The organism is Roseateles sp. (assembly GCF_036486225.1).
Classification (GTDB): Bacteria; Pseudomonadota; Gammaproteobacteria; order Burkholderiales; family Burkholderiaceae_C; genus Roseateles.
Window position 1 is genome coordinate 1 of the sequence record NZ_DASVNZ010000207.1, and the last position, 15,785, is coordinate 15,785.

The following is a 15,785-nucleotide window of genomic DNA, read 5'->3' on the forward strand; positions in this document are numbered from 1 at the left end:
GACGCGGCACAAGCGCTGGCACAGGCGCCACGCTTTGGTGAAACGCTGCTGCTGGGGCTGAAGATCAACGGCATCCCGCAGCCGCAGACGGTGCGCGCGGTGCGCGTGCCGGAGGGCGTCGCCATCCCTCAGGCGCTCTGGACCGAGCTCAAGTTCAGGCCGCCGGCGCTGCCGCCACGCATGATCGACGGCGAACTGCACATGATCCTCGGCGAAGGGCCCGGCGAGCTGATGCGCTGGCGCGTCGAGGAACTCAGCCAGACGCTGGAGATCGACGCGCCGCCGCAGGCCTTCTCCGACCAGCAGGTCGAGGTGGCGCGTTCCGCCACGCAGGTGACCCTGCCGTCGACCTTCGGGCTCTACGCCAACTACGACGTGCAGTGGCAGAAGCGCCTGAGCGGCGATGGCAACGTCGACGGCGTCACCGAACTCGGCGTGCTGACGCCGCGCGGTGACCTCAACCATCAGCAGCTGTACCGCAGCGGCATGGGCGGCGGCTGGGTACGGCTGGACACCCGCTGGACCATCGATCGTCCCGAGCATCTGACCAGTTGGCGGCTCGGCGACAGCATCGCGCAGCCGGGCACCTGGGGCCAGGCGATGCGCTTCGGGGGCGTGCAGTGGAGCACCGACTTCTCGCTGCGACCGGGCTTCCTGAGCTTCCCGCTGCCGACCTTGCGCGGCGAGGCGTCGCTGCCCTCCACGGTGGACGTCTTCGTCAACAACAGCCAGCGGCTGCAGGGGCGCGTGCAGCCGGGACCCTTCGACATCACCGACCTGCCGCTGGTCACCGGCCAAGGCGAGATCCGCACGGTGGTGCGGGATCTGCTCGGTCGGGAGCAGATCGTCGTGCAGCCGTACTACATCAGCCCGTCGTTGCTGAAGCCGGGGCTCTCGGCCTACAGCCTCGAGGCCGGCTGGCTGCGGCTGAACTACGGCATCGACAGCAACCGCTACGGCCGCGCGGTGCTGGCCGGCACCTGGCGCAACGGCCTCACGCCGGCTTTCACGCAGGAGTGGCGCGGGGAACTGACGCAACGCCAGCAGGCGCTCGGCGCGACAGGACTCTGGCTGTTTCCCGCGCTGGGCACGGTCAGCCTGGCGGGCGTGGCCAGCCGCAGCGACGACCCCGAGGCGCGCCGCGGCGCGCTCGCGACGCTGGGCGTCGAGCGCCAGGGCATGGACTGGAGCGGCGGCGTGCAGGTCAAGCGCGCCACGGCGGGCTTCACGCAGCTCGGCAATCCGGTGCTGCCGAAATGGAGCGTGTCGGCGTCGATCGGCACGTCGTGGAAGCAATGGGGACTGGGCCTGGGGCTCGTCAACCAGGGGGCGCCGCAGCGCCCCGCGCCGCAGGGACAGCTGCAGGTGGCCAACAAGCTCTGGTCCTTCAACGCCAGCCGCAGCCTCGGCGGCTGGGGCTTCTTCGGCCTGTCCGCGCTGAAGGCGGGCAATGGCGGCGGCACCGCGATCTCGGTCTTCTGGAGTCTGCTGCTCGACGGCAACAAGAGCCTGTCGACAGCGTGGCAGGGGCAGCGCGGCGGCGGGCAGCAGTCGCGCGATCTCTGGCAGGTCCAACTGCAGAGCAATCCGCCGGTTGGCGAGGGCGTCGGCTACCAGTTGCTGACGGAATCGCACGGGCGCCAGCAGGCCCAGGCGCAATGGCAGACCAATCGGGTGGCGCTGGACGGCGGTGTCTCCCGCATGGCGGGCAACACCGACGTGCGGCTCGGCGCGAGCGGCGGGCTCGCCTACATAGACGGCAGTGCCTATGCGAGCCGGCGCATCGACGGCGGCTTCGCGGTCGTGCAGGTGGACAACCAGGAGAACGTGCGCATCCTCCACGACAACCAGCCGGTCGCGCGCACCGATGCGAAGGGGCGGGCGTTCCTGCCGGCGCTGCGCGGCTACCAGATGAACCGCGTCGGCGTGGTCGCCGACGATCTGCCCCTGGACGCGGAGATCGAGGCGCTGGAGCTGCAGGTCATGCCGGCGGCGCGCAGCGCGGCGTTGATCCGTTTCCCGATCGTGCACAGCCGCACGGCGACCTTCCGCGTCGTCGACGAAGCCGGCGAGCCGCTCCCGCCCGGAACCGAGTTGCAGGTCGCCGGATCGAGGCGCACATTCCCGATGGGCCTGGACGGCCGGGCCTTCGTGACGGGATTGCCCGACGGCACCGGCGCGGTCGCCGACGTGCTCGCGCGGCGGGAGGACGGCACGCCGTGCCGTCTCGAACTGCGGCTGCCGGCTCAGGCGACAGAACTGCCGGACCTGGGCACCGTGGTCTGCCGCAGGATCTCGAGCTGGTCGACGGGCACGCCACCCAAGCCGGGCGCGCCCGGCGCGGCGGTGCCCACGGAGACACCCGCCACCAACACCCGCAAGGAGTCGCCATGAACACCCTGCCTTTCCGCCCGCTTCGCGTGTTGTCCTGGCTGATGCTGATGGGCGCGGCGCCCGCGGCGCACGCGCTGTGCGTCCAGGGCCTGTGCTCGTGCACCGTCACGACGACCTCGGTACTGTTCGCCAACTACAACCCGCTGGCCTACGGGAACACCGATTCGACCGGCACGGTCACGGTGAAGTGCGGCGGCGTCGCGGGCCTGCTGATCCCGTTCACCGTCGCGTTCAACCAGGGCAACGGGCCCAGCATCTCCGCCCGCCGGCTGAGCTTCGGGGCGAATTCGCTCAACTACAACCTGTACATCGACAACACCTACACGACGGTGTGGGGCGACGGCACCACCGGCACGATGGTCGGCGGCGGTCTGCTGCTCGATGCGTTGGGGCTGTCGCCGGGGCTCGTCTACACCGTCTATGCGCGCATCCCGGGGCGGCAAACCACCGTGCCGCCTGGTGGGCCGTACACCGATTCGGTCAGCGTGACGCTCACGTACCAGTGACGCTCACGCGTCGGGGAAGGTCCGGTCCTTGACCACGGCGTAGCGCGCCATCGTGGCCATGCGCGCCGTCTCGTGGCGCACGACCGGCTCCGGGTAGTCGCGGCCCAGCACGATGCCGCAGGCCGCGAGTTCCGCCGGCTTCGCCAGCCACGGCGCGTGGATCAGCTTGGGCGGCAGCTTCGCGAGTTGCGGCAGATAGCGCTTGATGAACTTCCCGTCGGGATCGAACTTCTCGCTCTGGTTGACCGGATTGAAGATGCGGAAGTAGGGCTGCGCGTCGCAGCCGCTGGACGAGGCCCACTGCCAGCCACCGTTGTTGGCGGCGAGGTCGAAGTCGATCAGCTTCTCGGCGAAGTAGGCTTCGCCGCGACGCCAGTCGATGCCTAGGTCCTTGATGAGGAAGCTGGCCACCACCATGCGCAGCCGGTTGTGCATGTAGCCGGTCTCGTTGATCTGGTGCATCGCCGCGTCCACCAGCGGGTAGCCGGTGCGGCCCTGGCACCAGGCCTCGAAATCGGCGTCCGCGTCGGGACCGTCGGCCCAGGCGATGCGGTCGTACTCGGGCCGGAACGCGCCGCCGACGACCTGCGGATGGTGGTGCAGGACCTGGTGATAGAAATCGCGCCAGATCAGCTCGGACAGCCAGACCTGCGCGCCCGCGCTGACGGCTTGTCCGCCTGTCGGGGCGTAGGCCCGCGTCCAGGCCTCGCGCGCCAGACGGCGGATCGAGATCGTCCCGAAGCGCAGGTGCGTGCTCAGGTAGCTGGGACCTTTCGCGGCCGGGAAGTCGCGCGCGTCGCCGTAGCGGTCGATGCGTTCGAGGAACTCGTCGAACAGCCGCTGCGCGCCCGCGCTGCCGCCGGACAACGCGGCGGCCAGACCGGCGGGCTCGAAGCCGATGTCGCCCAGCGACGGCACGCCTCGTGGCGGTGCCTCCGCCAGATGCGCCGCGTAGCGCCCGACCGGATAACTGCTCAGGAAGAAGGGATTGATCTCCCTCAGCCACGCGTTCTTGTAGGGCGTGAAGACGCCGTAGGGCTTGCGTGAACCGGTCAGGATCTCCGAGCGCTCGAAGACCACGTGGTCCTTGAAACTCTCCACTTGCACGCCGCGTGCGAGCAGCGTTGCGCCCACGTCGGCGTCGCGGCGCAGGGCGTCCGGCTCGTCGTCGTGGTTGAAGTAGAGCGCGTCGACCCCCAGTTCCGCCGCCAGGGCCGGGATCTGCTCCCGCGCGGTGCCGTGGCGCACGATCAGCCCGGCGCCGGGCGCCAGCGCCGCGAGATCCGCGTCCAGCACGCGCAGGGCGTCGACGATGAATTCCACGCGGCGGTCCGCGCGCGGCAGCGCGTCCAGGATGTCGGTGTCCAGCACGAAGGCGCAGAACACGCGCTCGTGGTGCTTGAGGGCGTGGAACAGGGCGGCGTGGTCGTCCGCGCGAAGATCGCGCCGGAACCAGACAAGGGCGTTCATGGAGAGGGAGTGTCGGTGAAATAGAATCCGTCCCTATGTCCAAGGAACGCATCGACCTGACCAACCAGTTCCTGATCGCCATGCCGGGCATGGTGGACGAGACCTTTGCCGGCTCCGTCATCTACCTGTGCGAGCACAATGAGAAGGGCGCGCTGGGTCTGGTCATCAACAAGCCGATCTCGCTGACGCTGGGCAACCTGTTCGAGAAGGTCGAGCTCGAGTTGTCCGACGTCGACATGGCCGCGCGGCCGGTGTTCTTCGGCGGGCCGGTGCAGACCGAGCGCGGCTTCGTGCTGCACGAGGCGCTGGACGAGCAGGGCAACCACTACAGCGCGACGCTGGCCGTGCCCGGCGGGCTCGAGATGACCACCAGCCGCGACGTGCTGGAGGCCCTGTCCAACGGCGCCGGCCCCAAGCGCGTGCTGGTCACGCTGGGCTACAGCGGCTGGGCCGCGGGCCAGCTCGAGGAAGAACTCGGCCGCAACGGCTGGATCACCGTCGACGCGACGCACGAGATCATCTTCGACACGCCGATCGAGGAGCGCTACGACAAGGCGCTCGCGCTGCTCGGCATCGATCCGCGCATGCTCAGCCAGGAGGCTGGCCACGCATGAATCCTGGAGGCGTCATGAGCCCTGTCTCTCCCGCTTCTTCTCCCGCTGCCTTCGTTTCCCCCCTCGGTTTTGATTTCGGTACCAAGCGCCTCGGCGTGGCGACCGGCAACCGGATGCTGGGGAGCGCGCGCGGGCTGCGGACCATCACCGAGCAGGGCGACGCCCGCTGGGCCGCGATCACCGCGTTGATCCAGGAGTGGGAGCCCGATGCGCTGGTCATCGGCGTCCCGCGCCATCCGGACGGCGCGCCGCACGAGATGACGGCCCGCGCGCTCAAGTTCGCCGGGCAGCTGCGCGGCCGCTACCGGCTGCCGGTGGTCGAAGTCGATGAACGCTACACCAGCGTGGAAGCCCAGTCGCAGGGCGCGCGCGACCTCGATGCTGCGAGCGCGGCATTGATCCTCGAACAATTCTTCCGGGAACACCCATGAGCACATTGCACCTCGATGCGGAAGCGCTCTACGCCGACCTCGTGCGCGGCGTCCAGCGCCTGCTGCAACCCGACAGCGCGCTGGTCGGCATCTGGTCGGGCGGCGCCTGGCTGGCCGAGCGCCTCCAGCAGGACCTGAAGCTGGCCGGTCAGCACGGCGTCATCTCCAGCGCGCTGCACCGCGACGACTTCGGCAGCAAGGGCATGAACGCCAGCGCCGACCACACCAAGCTGCCATTCGACATCGAGGGCCGCCACGTCCTGCTGATCGACGACGTGCTCTACACCGGCCGCACGACGCGGGCCGTGATCAACGAGCTGTTCGACTTCGGCCGCCCCGCGAGCGTCACCCTGGCGGTGCTGGTGGACCGCGGCGGCCGCGAGTTGCCGATCGAGCCGGCGTTCTCCGCCGCACGCGTCGCCGTCGCGCCGAACCAGCGCCTCAGCCTGGTGAAGGGTGACGGTGGCCGTTTCAGCTTCGACGTGAAGGAGGACTGACCCCATGCTGAGCAAACGCAATCCGCAGCTGAACAAGCATGGCGAGCTGATCCACCTGCTGTCCACCGAGGGTCTGCCCAAGGCCGTGCTGCACCAGATCCTCGACACGGCCGGGACCTTTCTTTCGGTCAACGACCGCGAGGTGAAGAAGGTGCCGCTGCTGCGCGGCAAGTCGGTGTTCAACCTGTTCTTCGAGAACAGCACCCGCACCCGCACCACCTTCGAGATCGCCGCCAAGCGCCTGTCCGCCGACGTCATCAACCTCGACATCGCGCGTTCCAGCACCGCCAAGGGCGAGACCCTGCTCGACACGGTGGCCAACCTGTCGGCGATGCACGCGGACATGTTCGTGGTCCGCCACAGCGAGTCCGGCGCGCCCTACCTGATCGCGCAGCACTGCGCGCCGCATGTCCACGTGGTCAACGCCGGCGACGGCCGCCACGCGCATCCGACGCAGGGCCTGCTCGACATGTACACGATCCGGCACTACAAGAAGGACTTCACCAACCTGACGGTGGCGATCGTCGGCGACATCGTGCACTCGCGCGTCGCGCGCAGCGACATCCACGCGCTCACCACGCTGGGCGTGCCGGAGATCCGCGCGGTCGGTCCGAAGACGCTGGTGCCCGGCGACCTCAAGGACATGGGCGTGCGCGTGTGCCACGACATGGCCGAAGGCGTCCGCGACGCCGACGTCATCATCATGCTGCGCCTGCAGAACGAGCGCATGAGCGGCGCGATGCTGCCCAGTGCCGGCGAGTACTTCAAGAGTTTCGGTCTGACGCCCGAGAAGCTGGCGCTGGCCAAGCCCGATGCGATCGTGATGCATCCGGGCCCGATCAACCGCGGCGTGGAGATCTCGTCCACCGTCGCCGACGGCCAGCACAGCGTCATCCTGCCGCAGGTCACCTTCGGCATCGCGGTGCGCATGGCTGTCATGTCCATCCTGGCGGGGAACGAAGCATGAAGATCCTGATCCAGAACGGCCGCCTGCTCGACCCGGCGTCGGGCCTCGACAAGGTCGGCGATCTCGCCATCGCTTCGGGCCGCATCGTCGGTCTCGACAGCGTCGGCGACTTCAACGCCGATCGCGTCATCGATGCCACCGGCCTCGTCGTCGCACCCGGCCTCGTCGATCTCGCCGCGCGCCTGCGCGAACCGGGTCACGAGCATGAAGGCATGCTGGAGAGCGAGCTCGCCGCCGCTGCCGCCGGCGGCGTCACCAGCCTGGTCTGCCCGCCCGACACCGATCCGACGCTCGACGAGCCCGGCCTGGTCGACATGCTCAAGTTCCGCGCCCGCAAGCTCAGCCGCTGCCGGCTGTTCCCGCTGGGCGCGCTGACGCGCGGCCTCGCCGGCGAGTCGCTCACCGAGATGGCCGAGCTGACCGAATCCGGCTGCGTCGGCTTCTCGCAGGCCTACGTGCCCATCCGCAACACGCTGACCGTGCAGCGCGCGATGCAGTACGCGGCGAGCTTCGGCTACACGCTGTGGTTGCATGCGCAGGATCCGTGGCTGAGCGGCGGTGTCGCGGCCAGCGGCGCGGTGGCGACGCGCCTGGGCCTGTCCGGCGAGCCGGTCGCGGCCGAGACCATTGCGCTGCACACGATCCTGGAACTGGTCCGTGTGACCGGCTGCCGCGTGCACCTGTGCCGCCTGAGCAGCGCCGCCGGCGTCGAGCTCGTGCGCCAGGCCAAGAAGGACGGCCTGCCGATCACGGCGGACGTCTCGATCAACTCGCTGCATCTGACCGACGTCGACATCGGCTACTTCAACTCGTCGATGCGCCTGCAGCCGCCGCTGCGCCAGCAACGCGACCGCGATGCGCTGCGCGCCGCGCTGGCCGACGGCACGATCGATGCGCTGGTCAGCGATCACAACCCGGTCGCGGCCGATGAGAAAACGCTGCCTTTCGCTGAAGCCACGCCCGGCGCGACCGGCCTCGAACTGCTGCTGAGCCTGGCGCTGCGCTGGGGCCAGGATGAAGGGCTGTCGCTGGCGCAGGCACTCGACACGATCACCGCGCGTCCGGTGAAGGTGCTGGGCAACGCGCTCGGCTCGCTGGCGGCGAGCGCGGGCCGGCTGGTCGAAGGCGGTGTCGGCGACGTCGTCGTCTTCGACGCCGAAGCCAGCGGCGCGGTGACGCCGGAGCGCCTGGTCAGCCAGGGCAAGCACACCCCGTTCGCGTTCGACATCACCGGTTTCGAACTGCCGGGCCGGGTGCGCTACACGCTGGTGGCCGGCACGGTCGCCTACGAGTCGCTGGTCACCGAAGCCGAGCGGACCGTCTGATGCGTGCTCTGGTCGGGGCGTGGCGTGCGCTGCGGATGCTCGCGCACATCGGACACGGGGTGTACCTCGTCCAAGTGCGCTGGGGGCGTCTGGATACGCCGGCCAAGCAGCGCTATGTGGGCTGGTGGTCGGCCAAGCTGCTGCGTGTGCTGGGTGTGCGACTTGAGTCGCCCGGGCCTCAGGCCCCGTCGCCGCGGCTGATCACGGCGAACCACGTTTCCTGGCTGGACATCGCAGCGATTCACGCGGTGATGCCTGAAGCGCGCTTCGTCTCCAAGGCAGACATCGCGACCTGGCCGCTGGTGGGCGCGCTGGCGACGGCGGTCGGCACGCTCTACATCGAGCGTGCCAACAAGCGCGATGCGCTTCGTGTCGTGCACAAGACGGCAGAGGCGCTTGCCGCCGGCGAGACGGTCGCGGTCTTCCCTGAAGGCACGACGGGGGCGGGTTATCCGCTGCTGCCTTTGCATGGAAATCTGCTGCAGGCCGCGATCAGCACGCACACGCCGTTGCAGCCGGTGGTGCTGCGCTGGCATCAGCCGAATGTTCCATACAGCGACGCTGCGCAGTACATCGGTCAGATGTCCTTGATGGAGAGCCTCTGGCGCATCCTGACCGCGAAGGATCTGGCGGTCGAAGTGCGATCGCTGCCGGCGATGCCCACTGAAGGTCTTGATCGCCGCCATCTGGCGGGAGCTCTCTCGGACCGAATCAACAACGCACTCCCCAGGCCCTGAGTCCTCGGTCGCTCCCTATCCCCCAACCGCCGGGCTCAGTTCGCCCAGCCCGGGTATGCCGGATGCCCTCCGGGTCCGGATTGGTGCGAGGATCCGGCGATGCTGCTTTGTTTCGAAGATGAACAGGAGTTGGCCACGCGCCTGGCGCGTGAGCTGGGTCGGCCGCTTGGCGTGATCACGCGGCATCGTTTTCCGGATGGGGAGTTGCGGCTGGTCCTGCCCAAGCCGTTGCCGGTCGACATCATCGTGCTGCGCGGATTGCAGCATCAGCCGAACGACCGTCTGGTCGAGTTGCTGATCACGGCGCCCGCCGCGCGCGGCTGGGGTGTTCGCCACCTCATGCTGGTGGCGCCCTACCTGGCCTACATGCGCCAGGACATGGAGTTCACCCCTGGGGAGGCGGTCAGCCAGCGGCACATCGCGGCGCTGCTGTCGACGCAGTTCGACCGTGTGGTGACGGTGGACCCGCACCTGCACCGCATCGCGAGCCTCGACGAGGTGATGCCCAAGGGGCGGGGTGTCGCGCTGTCGGCGGCGGCCTTGCTGGGGCGCTTCATCGCGGCGCAGGTGCCGGGCGCGGTGCTGGTGGGGCCGGACGAGGAGTCCGGCCAGTGGGTCGCGGAGGCGGCGCGCGCCGCGAAGCTGGAATTCGCGGTCGGCCGCAAGGTGCGTTTCGGCGACACGCAAGTGCAGCTCGCCTTCCCGGATCTGGAAGTCCGCGGCCGGGCGGTAGTGCTGCTCGACGACATGGCGTCGACAGGCCGGACGCTGATCGGCTCAGCGCGCGAGGCGCTGGAGCGCGGCGCGGCCAGCGTCGATGTCGCGGTCACGCATGCGCTGTTCAACGGCGATGCCTTGCCGGCGCTGCGCGCGGCCGGCGTCCGACATGTCTGGAGCAGCAACGCCGTGCCGCACGAGAGCAACGCCGTCTGCGTTGCCGAACTGCTGGCGACGGCGCTGCGGCGGAAGTAGAGCGCCGCTCCCGCGGCGCTGCCCGACCTTACGCCTTGCCCTGGTTCGCCACGGCGGCGGCGGCCTTCGCGGCCGCTTCGGCGTCGCCCAGGTAATAGCTCTTGATGGGCTTCAGGTCCTTGTCCAGTTCGTAGACCAGCGGGATCCCGTTGGGAATATTCACGCCAACGATGGCTTCGTCGGCGATGCCGTCCAAATACTTCACGAGGGCGCGGATCGAGTTGCCGTGGGCCGCGATCAGCACGCGCTGGCCCGACAGAATGGCGGGTGCGATCTGTTCGTTCCAGTAGGGCAGCACGCGAGCCACGGTGTCTTTCAGGCACTCGGTCAGCGGGATGTCCGAGGGCTGCAGTCCGGCATAGCGGATGTCGCCGCGCTCGCTGCGCGGGTCCGACGCTTCCAGCGCCGGCGGCGGGGTGTCATAGCTCCGGCGCCAGACGAGCACCTGCTCGTCGCCGTACTGCTTGGCCATGTCCGCCTTGTTCAGACCCTGAAGGCCGCCGTAGTGGCGTTCGTTCAGGCGCCAGCTGTGCTTCACCGGCAGCCATTGGCGATCCATCTGATCCAGGCAGTGCCACAGGGTCCAGATGGCGCGCTTGAGCACCGAAGTGTGGGCCACGTCGAAATCGACGCCGGCTTCCTTCAGCAGACGGCCCGCCTGCTTGGCCTGCTCCACCCCGGTGGGCGTCAGATCCACGTCGGTCCAGCCGGTGAAGCGGTTCTCGAGATTCCAGGTCGATTCGCCATGGCGAATCAGCACGAGCTTGTACATGAGTCTTGGGTGGGTTCGTGAGGTTTGGCCGGGTTCCGGCAGGCTCGGCGGATTCTAGAGGCAGCCCTCCAGGCCGCCCCGCTCAAGAAGCCTTCCGCAGGGCCGACAACTGCTTTCGTACCGGGCGAAAGGCGCACCCGCGCCCCAGTTTGGTTCGTCAAAAGAACATGCCCCCGTTGGGCATTCACGCTGTACAGGAGTACTTGCAATGATGGTGGTGAAGAACTTGCGCATGACGCCTCTGGCGCTGGCGCTGATGGTGTTCGGCGCGCAGGCGCAGGGCCAGTCGGACTCGATGTTCTCGTTCTCCGGCTTCGGCACGGTCGGTCTGACCGGCGCGACCAAGGACGGCGCCGAGTACGTCATCCCCGGCCAGGTCCACGGCGCCGACAAGACGATCAGCGGCGAGGTCGACAGCAAGCTGGGCCTGCAGGGCACGGCGAAGTTCAACTCGCAGTTCTCGGCCACTGTGCAAGTGCTGACCAAGCAGACCGGCAAGGGCGACTGGACGCCGCAGGTCGAGTGGGCCTTCGCCAAGTGGCAGGCGACGCCGGGTCTGGCGATCCGCGCCGGCCGCATCGGCGCGCCATTCTTTGCGGTGTCCGACTTCCGTGACGTGGGCTATGCCAACACCTGGCTGCGCCCGCCGATCGACGTCTACGGCCAGGTGCCGGTGAGCCACTTCGACGGCGCCGACGTGAACTGGACGACGCAGATCGCCGGCAAGAGCGTCTCGCTGCAGGCCTTCGGCGGGGAAGCCTCGTCGTACGTGCGTCAGACCAAGCTCGAGATCAAGAAGATGGTCGGCATCAACGCCACCGTCGAACTGGCCGACGGCCTGAACCTGCGCGTCGGCCATGCGCAGGGCAAGCTGACCGCGCACAGCGCCACGGTGAGCTCGCTGGTCGGCGCGCTGCGCCAGACGCCGTTCGCCTCGGTGGGCAACGAGATCGATCCGACCGACAAGGACGCCAGCTTCTCCGGCGTCGGCCTGAGCTACGACGAAGGCCAATGGGTCGTCGCCGCCGAGTACACCAAGCGCCGCAACGACTCGTTCGTGCCGGACACCACCGGCTGGTACACGACGGTCGGTTATCGCGTCGGCAAGTTCACGCCGTACGCGACGCTGTCGCAGCAGAAGACCGACAGCAGCAACGTCAACAACACGATCCCGGGCTCGGTCGTCGTGGGCGGCCTGCCGCTGCGCGCCGTCGTCGACGCGGTCACCGCCGCGCAGAGCACGCCGCAGAAGACCATCGGTCTGGGCGTGCGCTGGGACGCCTGGCGCAACATCGCCATCAAGGCCCAGTACGACAGCATCAAGACCACCGGCGCCGGCCAGTTCTACAACGTCCAGCCGGGCTTCAACAACGAGCGCGTCGGCGTCTACAGCGTCGCCGTCGACTTCGTGTTCTAAGCATCAGAAGAGGCCACCATGCAGTTCAACATGATCAAGCCCGTGATCGGGGCGGCGCTGTTCGCCGCCGCCGTGGCCGCGCAGGCGCAAGTCGCCGTCGTGGTCAATCCGAAGAGCCCCGTCGCCAGCATGACCGCCGACCAGGTCGCGAGCATCTTCCTGGGCAAGTCCAACCAGCTGCCCAACGGCAGCGCCGCGCAGGCGGTGGATCTGCCCGACAGCGCCGCGGCGCGCGAGCAGTTCTATTCGAAGGCCACCGGCAAGTCGTCCGCGCAGGTGAAGGCCGCGTGGTCGCGCCTGGTGTTCTCGGGCAAGGGCACGCCGCCCAAGGAACTGGGCAGCGCGGCCGACGTGAAGAAGTTCGTCGCCGCGAATGCCGATGCCATCGGCTACATCGAGAAGTCGGCCGTCGATGGCTCGGTGAAAGTGGTACTCAGCGTCGATTGAGGCCACCGCCCCGGGCGACCTTGACGCCGCCCGGGCCGACCTGGAGAGGTCGTTGGAGACACAGGATGAATTGGAGTCAGGCATGAACTTGAAGACCCGTATCGCGATGCTGCCCGTGCTGGCGGCGATCGTTTTCGCGGTGGGCATCGCGGTGGTGCTGTTCTTTTCGTCGCGGACCTCGGGCGCGATCCACGCGCTGGGCGAGGCCGACTATCCGTACCTCGTGGCCACCAACCAGGTGGCCGCACAGCTCGAGGCGCTGGGCGGGACCATCCAGTCCGCCGTTGCCGAGGGCGAGAAGAAGCGCCTGGACGAAGCCGCCGAGCGCGCGGCCGCGATGCGCAAGGTGATCGCGTCGATCAAGGCGATCCCCGGCCGTGCCGACGCCGGCGCGAAGCTGGAGAGTGGTTTCGAGGCCTACTACGCCGCGTCGGTCGAGACGGCGCAGCTGTTCCTCGGCATCAAGCAGGGCGACCAGGCGGGTTCGATCCCGAAGATGCAGGCCGCGCAGAAGGCGCTGGAGCAGACGCTGGGCGACGCGCGCGCCGATGCGAAGACCACCTTCGACGCGACGCTGTCGAGCGCCGAGAAGGGCGTCGGCGCAGGCCTGTGGGCGACGGTGCTGAGCGGCCTGATCGTCGTCGTGTGTCTGGGCTTGGGCTCGTGGCTGCTGATCGCCAGCGTGTGGCGCCAGCTCGGCGGCGAGCCCGAGTACGCCCGCGACGTGATGCGCCAGATGGCCGAGGGCGACCTCTCGCAAACCATCCGCGTTGCGCCGGGCGCCGAGGCCAGCCTGCTGGCGGCGGTGCGTGACATGTCGCAGGGCTTGTCGGCGATCGTCGGCAACGTGCGCAGCGGCACCGACTCGATGACGGTGGCCTCGCGGGAGATCGCCGCGGGCAACCAGGACCTGTCGGTGCGGACCGAGAAGCAGGCGGGTTCGCTGGAGCAGACCGCGTCCAACATGCAGCAGCTGACCGAGACCGTGCGTCAGAGCGCCGACGCGGCCAGCCAGGCGAACCAGCTGGCCGGCAGCGCGGCGACCGTCGCGAAGAAGGGCGGCGAGGTTGTGGGGCAGGTCGTCTCGACGATGGACGAGATCAGCGCGAGCTCGCGCAAGATCGGCGACATCATCGGCACCATCGACGGCATCGCGTTCCAGACCAACATCCTGGCGCTGAACGCGGCGGTCGAAGCCGCACGCGCGGGCGAGCAGGGCCGAGGCTTCGCGGTGGTCGCGAGCGAGGTGCGCTCGCTGGCGCAACGCAGCGCCGAGGCGGCCAAGGAGATCAAGTCGCTGATCGGCGCGAGCGTGACCCGCGTCGAGGCCGGTTCGCGCCTGGTGCAGGATGCCGGCGCGACGATGGAGGAGATCGTGGCCAGCGTGCAGCGCGTCTCCGACATCATCAGCGAGATCACCGCGGCATCAGCCGAGCAGAGCCAGGGCATCGGCCACGTCAACGAGTCGGTGGTGCAGCTCGACCAGATGACTCAGCAGAACGCGGCGCTGGTCGAGGAGGCCGCCGCCGCCGCCAACAGCCTGGAGCAGCAGGCCCGTGCGTTGCAGTCGGCCGTCTCGACCTTCAAGCTGAACTGACGGACCTTCCTGGCGGGGTTTCTATAATCCTTGGCTTTTGCATCCAACCGAACGGGCCCCGCCTTGAAGTTCCTGATTGAAAACTGGTATCTCGTGCTGTCGGCCCTGGTGTCGGGCGGTCTGCTGCTGTGGACGTCGATGCGCGGCAAGGCGGGCGGCGTGCCGACGGCCGAGGCGGTGCGTCTGGTCAACCGCGAGAAGGGCGTGCTGGTCGACGTGAGCGAGCCGGAGGAGTTCGCCGCCGCCCATGCGAAGGGCGCCCGCAGCGTGCCGCTGTCCACGCTGACTGGCACGGAGCTCCCGACCAAGCAACTGCCCAGCAACAAGGCCCTGCCGGTGGTGCTGATGTGCAAGACCGGTGCACGCGCGCAGCGCGCTGCTGGCATCCTTCAGAAACAGGGCTACGCGAACGCGGTCGCTGTCCAGGGCGGCCTGACCGCCTGGCGCGAGGCGAGTTTGCCCGTCGAGACGTCCGCGGCCTGACCGCCCTGGCGACCGCGCCGGCATATGGATTGCCGGACGAGGGACGCTCGACACGATTCTTGGAGAACTGGCGATGGCCGCCGTGAAGATGTATACGACCCTGGTCTGCCCGTACTGCGTGCGGGCGAAGCACCTGCTCAAGCAGCGGGGCGTGGACCAGATCGAGGAAGTGCGCGTGGATCTGGACCCGTCGCAACGCGACGCGATGATCCAGCAGACCGGCCGCCGCACGGTGCCGCAGATCTTCATCGGCGACACCCACGTCGGCGGCTGCGACGACCTCATGGCGCTGGACCAGCGCGGCGGTCTGCAACCGTTGTTGCAGGCCTGATACCTGCCCACCCGAAGTCGTCACCGATCTCCGGAAACCCCTCACCGGACTGTCGCGGACGCTCGGTCATAATGCCCGCCACGGCTCGCCGCTGGCGGGCTTTTTCATTTGGATGACCCCATGGCCGACGACAACAACGCTCCCGTGTTCCAGATCCAGCGCATGTACCTGAAGGACCTGTCGCTGGAGCAGCCCAACGCCCCGGCGATCCTGCTGGAGCAGGCCCAGCCGCAGGTCGACATCAAGCTCTCGCTGGCCGCCGAACCGGTCGCCGAAGGCCTGTTCGAAGTCAGCGTCACCGCCACCGTCACGACGACGGTGCAGGACAAGACCCTGTTCCTGATCGAAGCCAAGCAGGCCGGCATCTTCGAGATCCGCAACCTGCCGCAGGACCAGCTCGAAGGCATCCTGGCGATCGTCTGCCCGCAGATGATCTACCCGTACCTGCGCGCGATCGTCTCCGACGTCTGCACCCGCGCCGGCTTCCCGCCGGTGGTGCTGACGGAAGTGAACTTCCAGGCGATGTTCGAAGCCCAGCAGCAGCAACTGGCCGCCAACGGCCAGTCGAACGGCGAAGCGATGCCGAACTGAGCTTCGGGTTCATGAGCGCGCCGGCCTCGCGGACCTGTCCGCCGGCCGGCGTGTTTCATTGCGAGATTCCTTTCATCGATCCTCCGAACCGACCATGACTGCTCCGCGCATGAAGATCAGCGTCCTCGGCGCCGGTGCCTGGGGCACGGCGCTGGCGATCGCCGCGAGCGCGCGCCATGAGGTGACGCTGTGGGCGCGCGACGCCGGCGCGATCGCCGCGATGCGCGCCGACCG

At 68.7% G+C, this 15,785-nt stretch carries 17 protein-coding genes and 1 pseudogene; 16 read left to right on the forward strand and 2 right to left on the reverse strand.

Going from position 1 to position 15,785, the window contains the following annotated elements:
- Together VF536_RS14425 and VF536_RS14430 are read left to right on the forward strand one after the other, a co-directional pair.
- Positions 1-2,394: fimbria/pilus outer membrane usher protein (locus tag VF536_RS14425; protein WP_331615553.1), on the forward strand; the 2,394-nt coding region annotated here is incomplete at its 5' end.
- Positions 2,391-2,900, forward strand: a complete 510-nt coding sequence (locus VF536_RS14430) for a spore coat U domain-containing protein (RefSeq protein WP_331615554.1) — start codon at positions 2,391-2,393, stop codon at positions 2,898-2,900. The genes VF536_RS14425 and VF536_RS14430, both read left to right, overlap by 4 nt.
- 3 nt (positions 2,901-2,903) lie before the next feature.
- On the opposite strand, the gene VF536_RS14435 is transcribed toward VF536_RS14430, so the two are convergent.
- The gene (locus VF536_RS14435; RefSeq protein ID WP_331615555.1) at positions 2,904-4,370 is read right to left on the reverse strand and encodes a deoxyribodipyrimidine photo-lyase; all 1,467 of its coding nucleotides are present in this window, start codon (positions 4,368-4,370) and stop codon (positions 2,904-2,906) included.
- A gap of 35 nt (positions 4,371-4,405) precedes the next feature.
- Here VF536_RS14435 and VF536_RS14440 point away from each other — a divergent pair, with 35 nt between their 5' ends.
- From VF536_RS14440 to VF536_RS14470, 7 genes are all read left to right on the forward strand, one after another.
- Positions 4,406-4,984, forward strand: a complete 579-nt coding sequence (locus VF536_RS14440) for a YqgE/AlgH family protein (RefSeq protein ID WP_331615556.1) — start codon at positions 4,406-4,408, stop codon at positions 4,982-4,984.
- Between the two features lie 14 nt (positions 4,985-4,998).
- Complete coding sequence (ruvX, locus tag VF536_RS14445; protein WP_331615557.1) at positions 4,999-5,415, forward strand: Holliday junction resolvase RuvX; 417 nt, start codon at positions 4,999-5,001, stop codon at positions 5,413-5,415.
- Positions 5,412-5,912 carry a bifunctional pyr operon transcriptional regulator/uracil phosphoribosyltransferase PyrR gene (gene pyrR / locus VF536_RS14450; RefSeq protein ID WP_331615558.1) on the forward strand — a complete coding sequence of 167 codons (501 nt, stop codon included), beginning with the start codon at positions 5,412-5,414 and terminating at the stop codon, positions 5,910-5,912. Before ruvX ends, pyrR begins: the two co-directional genes overlap by 4 nt.
- A gap of 4 nt (positions 5,913-5,916) precedes the next feature.
- On the forward strand, positions 5,917-6,879 hold the full coding sequence (locus VF536_RS14455; RefSeq protein WP_331615559.1) for an aspartate carbamoyltransferase catalytic subunit: 963 nt from the start codon (positions 5,917-5,919) through the stop codon (positions 6,877-6,879).
- The gene (locus VF536_RS14460) at positions 6,876-8,204 is read left to right on the forward strand and encodes a dihydroorotase (RefSeq protein ID WP_331615560.1); all 1,329 of its coding nucleotides are present in this window, start codon (positions 6,876-6,878) and stop codon (positions 8,202-8,204) included. The genes VF536_RS14455 and VF536_RS14460 overlap by 4 nt, the downstream gene beginning before the upstream one ends.
- The gene (locus tag VF536_RS14465; protein ID WP_331615561.1) at positions 8,204-8,941 is read left to right on the forward strand and encodes a lysophospholipid acyltransferase family protein; all 738 of its coding nucleotides are present in this window, start codon (positions 8,204-8,206) and stop codon (positions 8,939-8,941) included. Before VF536_RS14460 ends, VF536_RS14465 begins: the two co-directional genes overlap by 1 nt.
- Positions 8,942-9,040: 99 nt before the next feature.
- On the forward strand, positions 9,041-9,913 hold the full coding sequence (locus VF536_RS14470; protein ID WP_331615562.1) for a ribose-phosphate diphosphokinase: 873 nt from the start codon (positions 9,041-9,043) through the stop codon (positions 9,911-9,913).
- A gap of 28 nt (positions 9,914-9,941) precedes the next feature.
- Here VF536_RS14470 and gpmA read toward each other — a convergent pair whose 3' ends face one another.
- A complete protein-coding gene (gene gpmA / locus VF536_RS14475) occupies positions 9,942-10,685 on the reverse strand; it encodes a 2,3-diphosphoglycerate-dependent phosphoglycerate mutase (RefSeq protein ID WP_297526590.1) in 744 nt (247 codons plus the stop codon).
- A gap of 232 nt (positions 10,686-10,917) precedes the next feature.
- Here gpmA and VF536_RS14480 point away from each other — a divergent pair, with 232 nt between their 5' ends.
- The 7 genes and pseudogenes from VF536_RS14480 to VF536_RS14510 form a co-directional block, all read left to right on the forward strand.
- A complete protein-coding gene (locus VF536_RS14480) occupies positions 10,918-12,102 on the forward strand; it encodes a hypothetical protein (RefSeq protein WP_331615563.1) in 1,185 nt (394 codons plus the stop codon).
- Positions 12,103-12,120: 18 nt separating this feature from the next.
- Positions 12,121-12,549: a hypothetical protein gene (locus tag VF536_RS14485; RefSeq protein WP_331615564.1), complete on the forward strand. Its 429-nt coding sequence runs from the start codon at positions 12,121-12,123 to the stop codon at positions 12,547-12,549.
- 82 nt (positions 12,550-12,631) lie between these two features.
- Positions 12,632-14,146 carry a methyl-accepting chemotaxis protein gene (locus VF536_RS14490; RefSeq protein WP_331615565.1) on the forward strand — a complete coding sequence of 505 codons (1,515 nt, stop codon included), beginning with the start codon at positions 12,632-12,634 and terminating at the stop codon, positions 14,144-14,146.
- Positions 14,147-14,209: 63 nt separating this feature from the next.
- The gene (locus VF536_RS14495) at positions 14,210-14,629 is read left to right on the forward strand and encodes a rhodanese-like domain-containing protein (RefSeq protein WP_331615566.1); all 420 of its coding nucleotides are present in this window, start codon (positions 14,210-14,212) and stop codon (positions 14,627-14,629) included.
- A 73-nt stretch (positions 14,630-14,702) separates the two neighbouring features.
- Entirely contained in the window at positions 14,703-14,960 is a 258-nt protein-coding gene (gene grxC, locus VF536_RS14500) for a glutaredoxin 3 (RefSeq protein WP_331615567.1), read from the forward strand.
- 120 nt (positions 14,961-15,080) lie between these two features.
- Positions 15,081-15,551 carry a protein-export chaperone SecB gene (gene secB, locus VF536_RS14505; RefSeq protein WP_331615568.1) on the forward strand — a complete coding sequence of 157 codons (471 nt, stop codon included), beginning with the start codon at positions 15,081-15,083 and terminating at the stop codon, positions 15,549-15,551.
- A gap of 109 nt (positions 15,552-15,660) precedes the next feature.
- Positions 15,661-15,785: pseudogene (locus tag VF536_RS14510) on the forward strand (glycerol-3-phosphate dehydrogenase); the annotation flags it as partial.

Coding starts and splice junctions, on each gene's coding strand:
- gpmA (WP_297526590.1), bottom strand. CDS start 10,685: ATGTACAAGCTCGTGCTGATTCGCCATGGCGAATCGACCTGGAATCTC.
- VF536_RS14490 (WP_331615565.1), top strand. CDS start 12,632: ATGAACTTGAAGACCCGTATCGCGATGCTGCCCGTGCTGGCGGCGATC.
- VF536_RS14460 (WP_331615560.1), top strand. CDS start 6,876: ATGAAGATCCTGATCCAGAACGGCCGCCTGCTCGACCCGGCGTCGGGC.
- VF536_RS14470 (WP_331615562.1), top strand. CDS start 9,041: ATGCTGCTTTGTTTCGAAGATGAACAGGAGTTGGCCACGCGCCTGGCG.
- VF536_RS14455 (WP_331615559.1), top strand. CDS start 5,917: ATGCTGAGCAAACGCAATCCGCAGCTGAACAAGCATGGCGAGCTGATC.
- VF536_RS14440 (WP_331615556.1), top strand. CDS start 4,406: ATGTCCAAGGAACGCATCGACCTGACCAACCAGTTCCTGATCGCCATG.
- grxC (WP_331615567.1), top strand. CDS start 14,703: ATGGCCGCCGTGAAGATGTATACGACCCTGGTCTGCCCGTACTGCGTG.
- pyrR (WP_331615558.1), top strand. CDS start 5,412: ATGAGCACATTGCACCTCGATGCGGAAGCGCTCTACGCCGACCTCGTG.
- VF536_RS14430 (WP_331615554.1), top strand. CDS start 2,391: ATGAACACCCTGCCTTTCCGCCCGCTTCGCGTGTTGTCCTGGCTGATG.
- secB (WP_331615568.1), top strand. CDS start 15,081: ATGGCCGACGACAACAACGCTCCCGTGTTCCAGATCCAGCGCATGTAC.
- ruvX (WP_331615557.1), top strand. CDS start 4,999: ATGAGCCCTGTCTCTCCCGCTTCTTCTCCCGCTGCCTTCGTTTCCCCC.
- VF536_RS14480 (WP_331615563.1), top strand. CDS start 10,918: ATGACGCCTCTGGCGCTGGCGCTGATGGTGTTCGGCGCGCAGGCGCAG.
- VF536_RS14485 (WP_331615564.1), top strand. CDS start 12,121: ATGCAGTTCAACATGATCAAGCCCGTGATCGGGGCGGCGCTGTTCGCC.
- VF536_RS14465 (WP_331615561.1), top strand. CDS start 8,204: ATGCGTGCTCTGGTCGGGGCGTGGCGTGCGCTGCGGATGCTCGCGCAC.
- VF536_RS14435 (WP_331615555.1), bottom strand. CDS start 4,370: ATGAACGCCCTTGTCTGGTTCCGGCGCGATCTTCGCGCGGACGACCAC.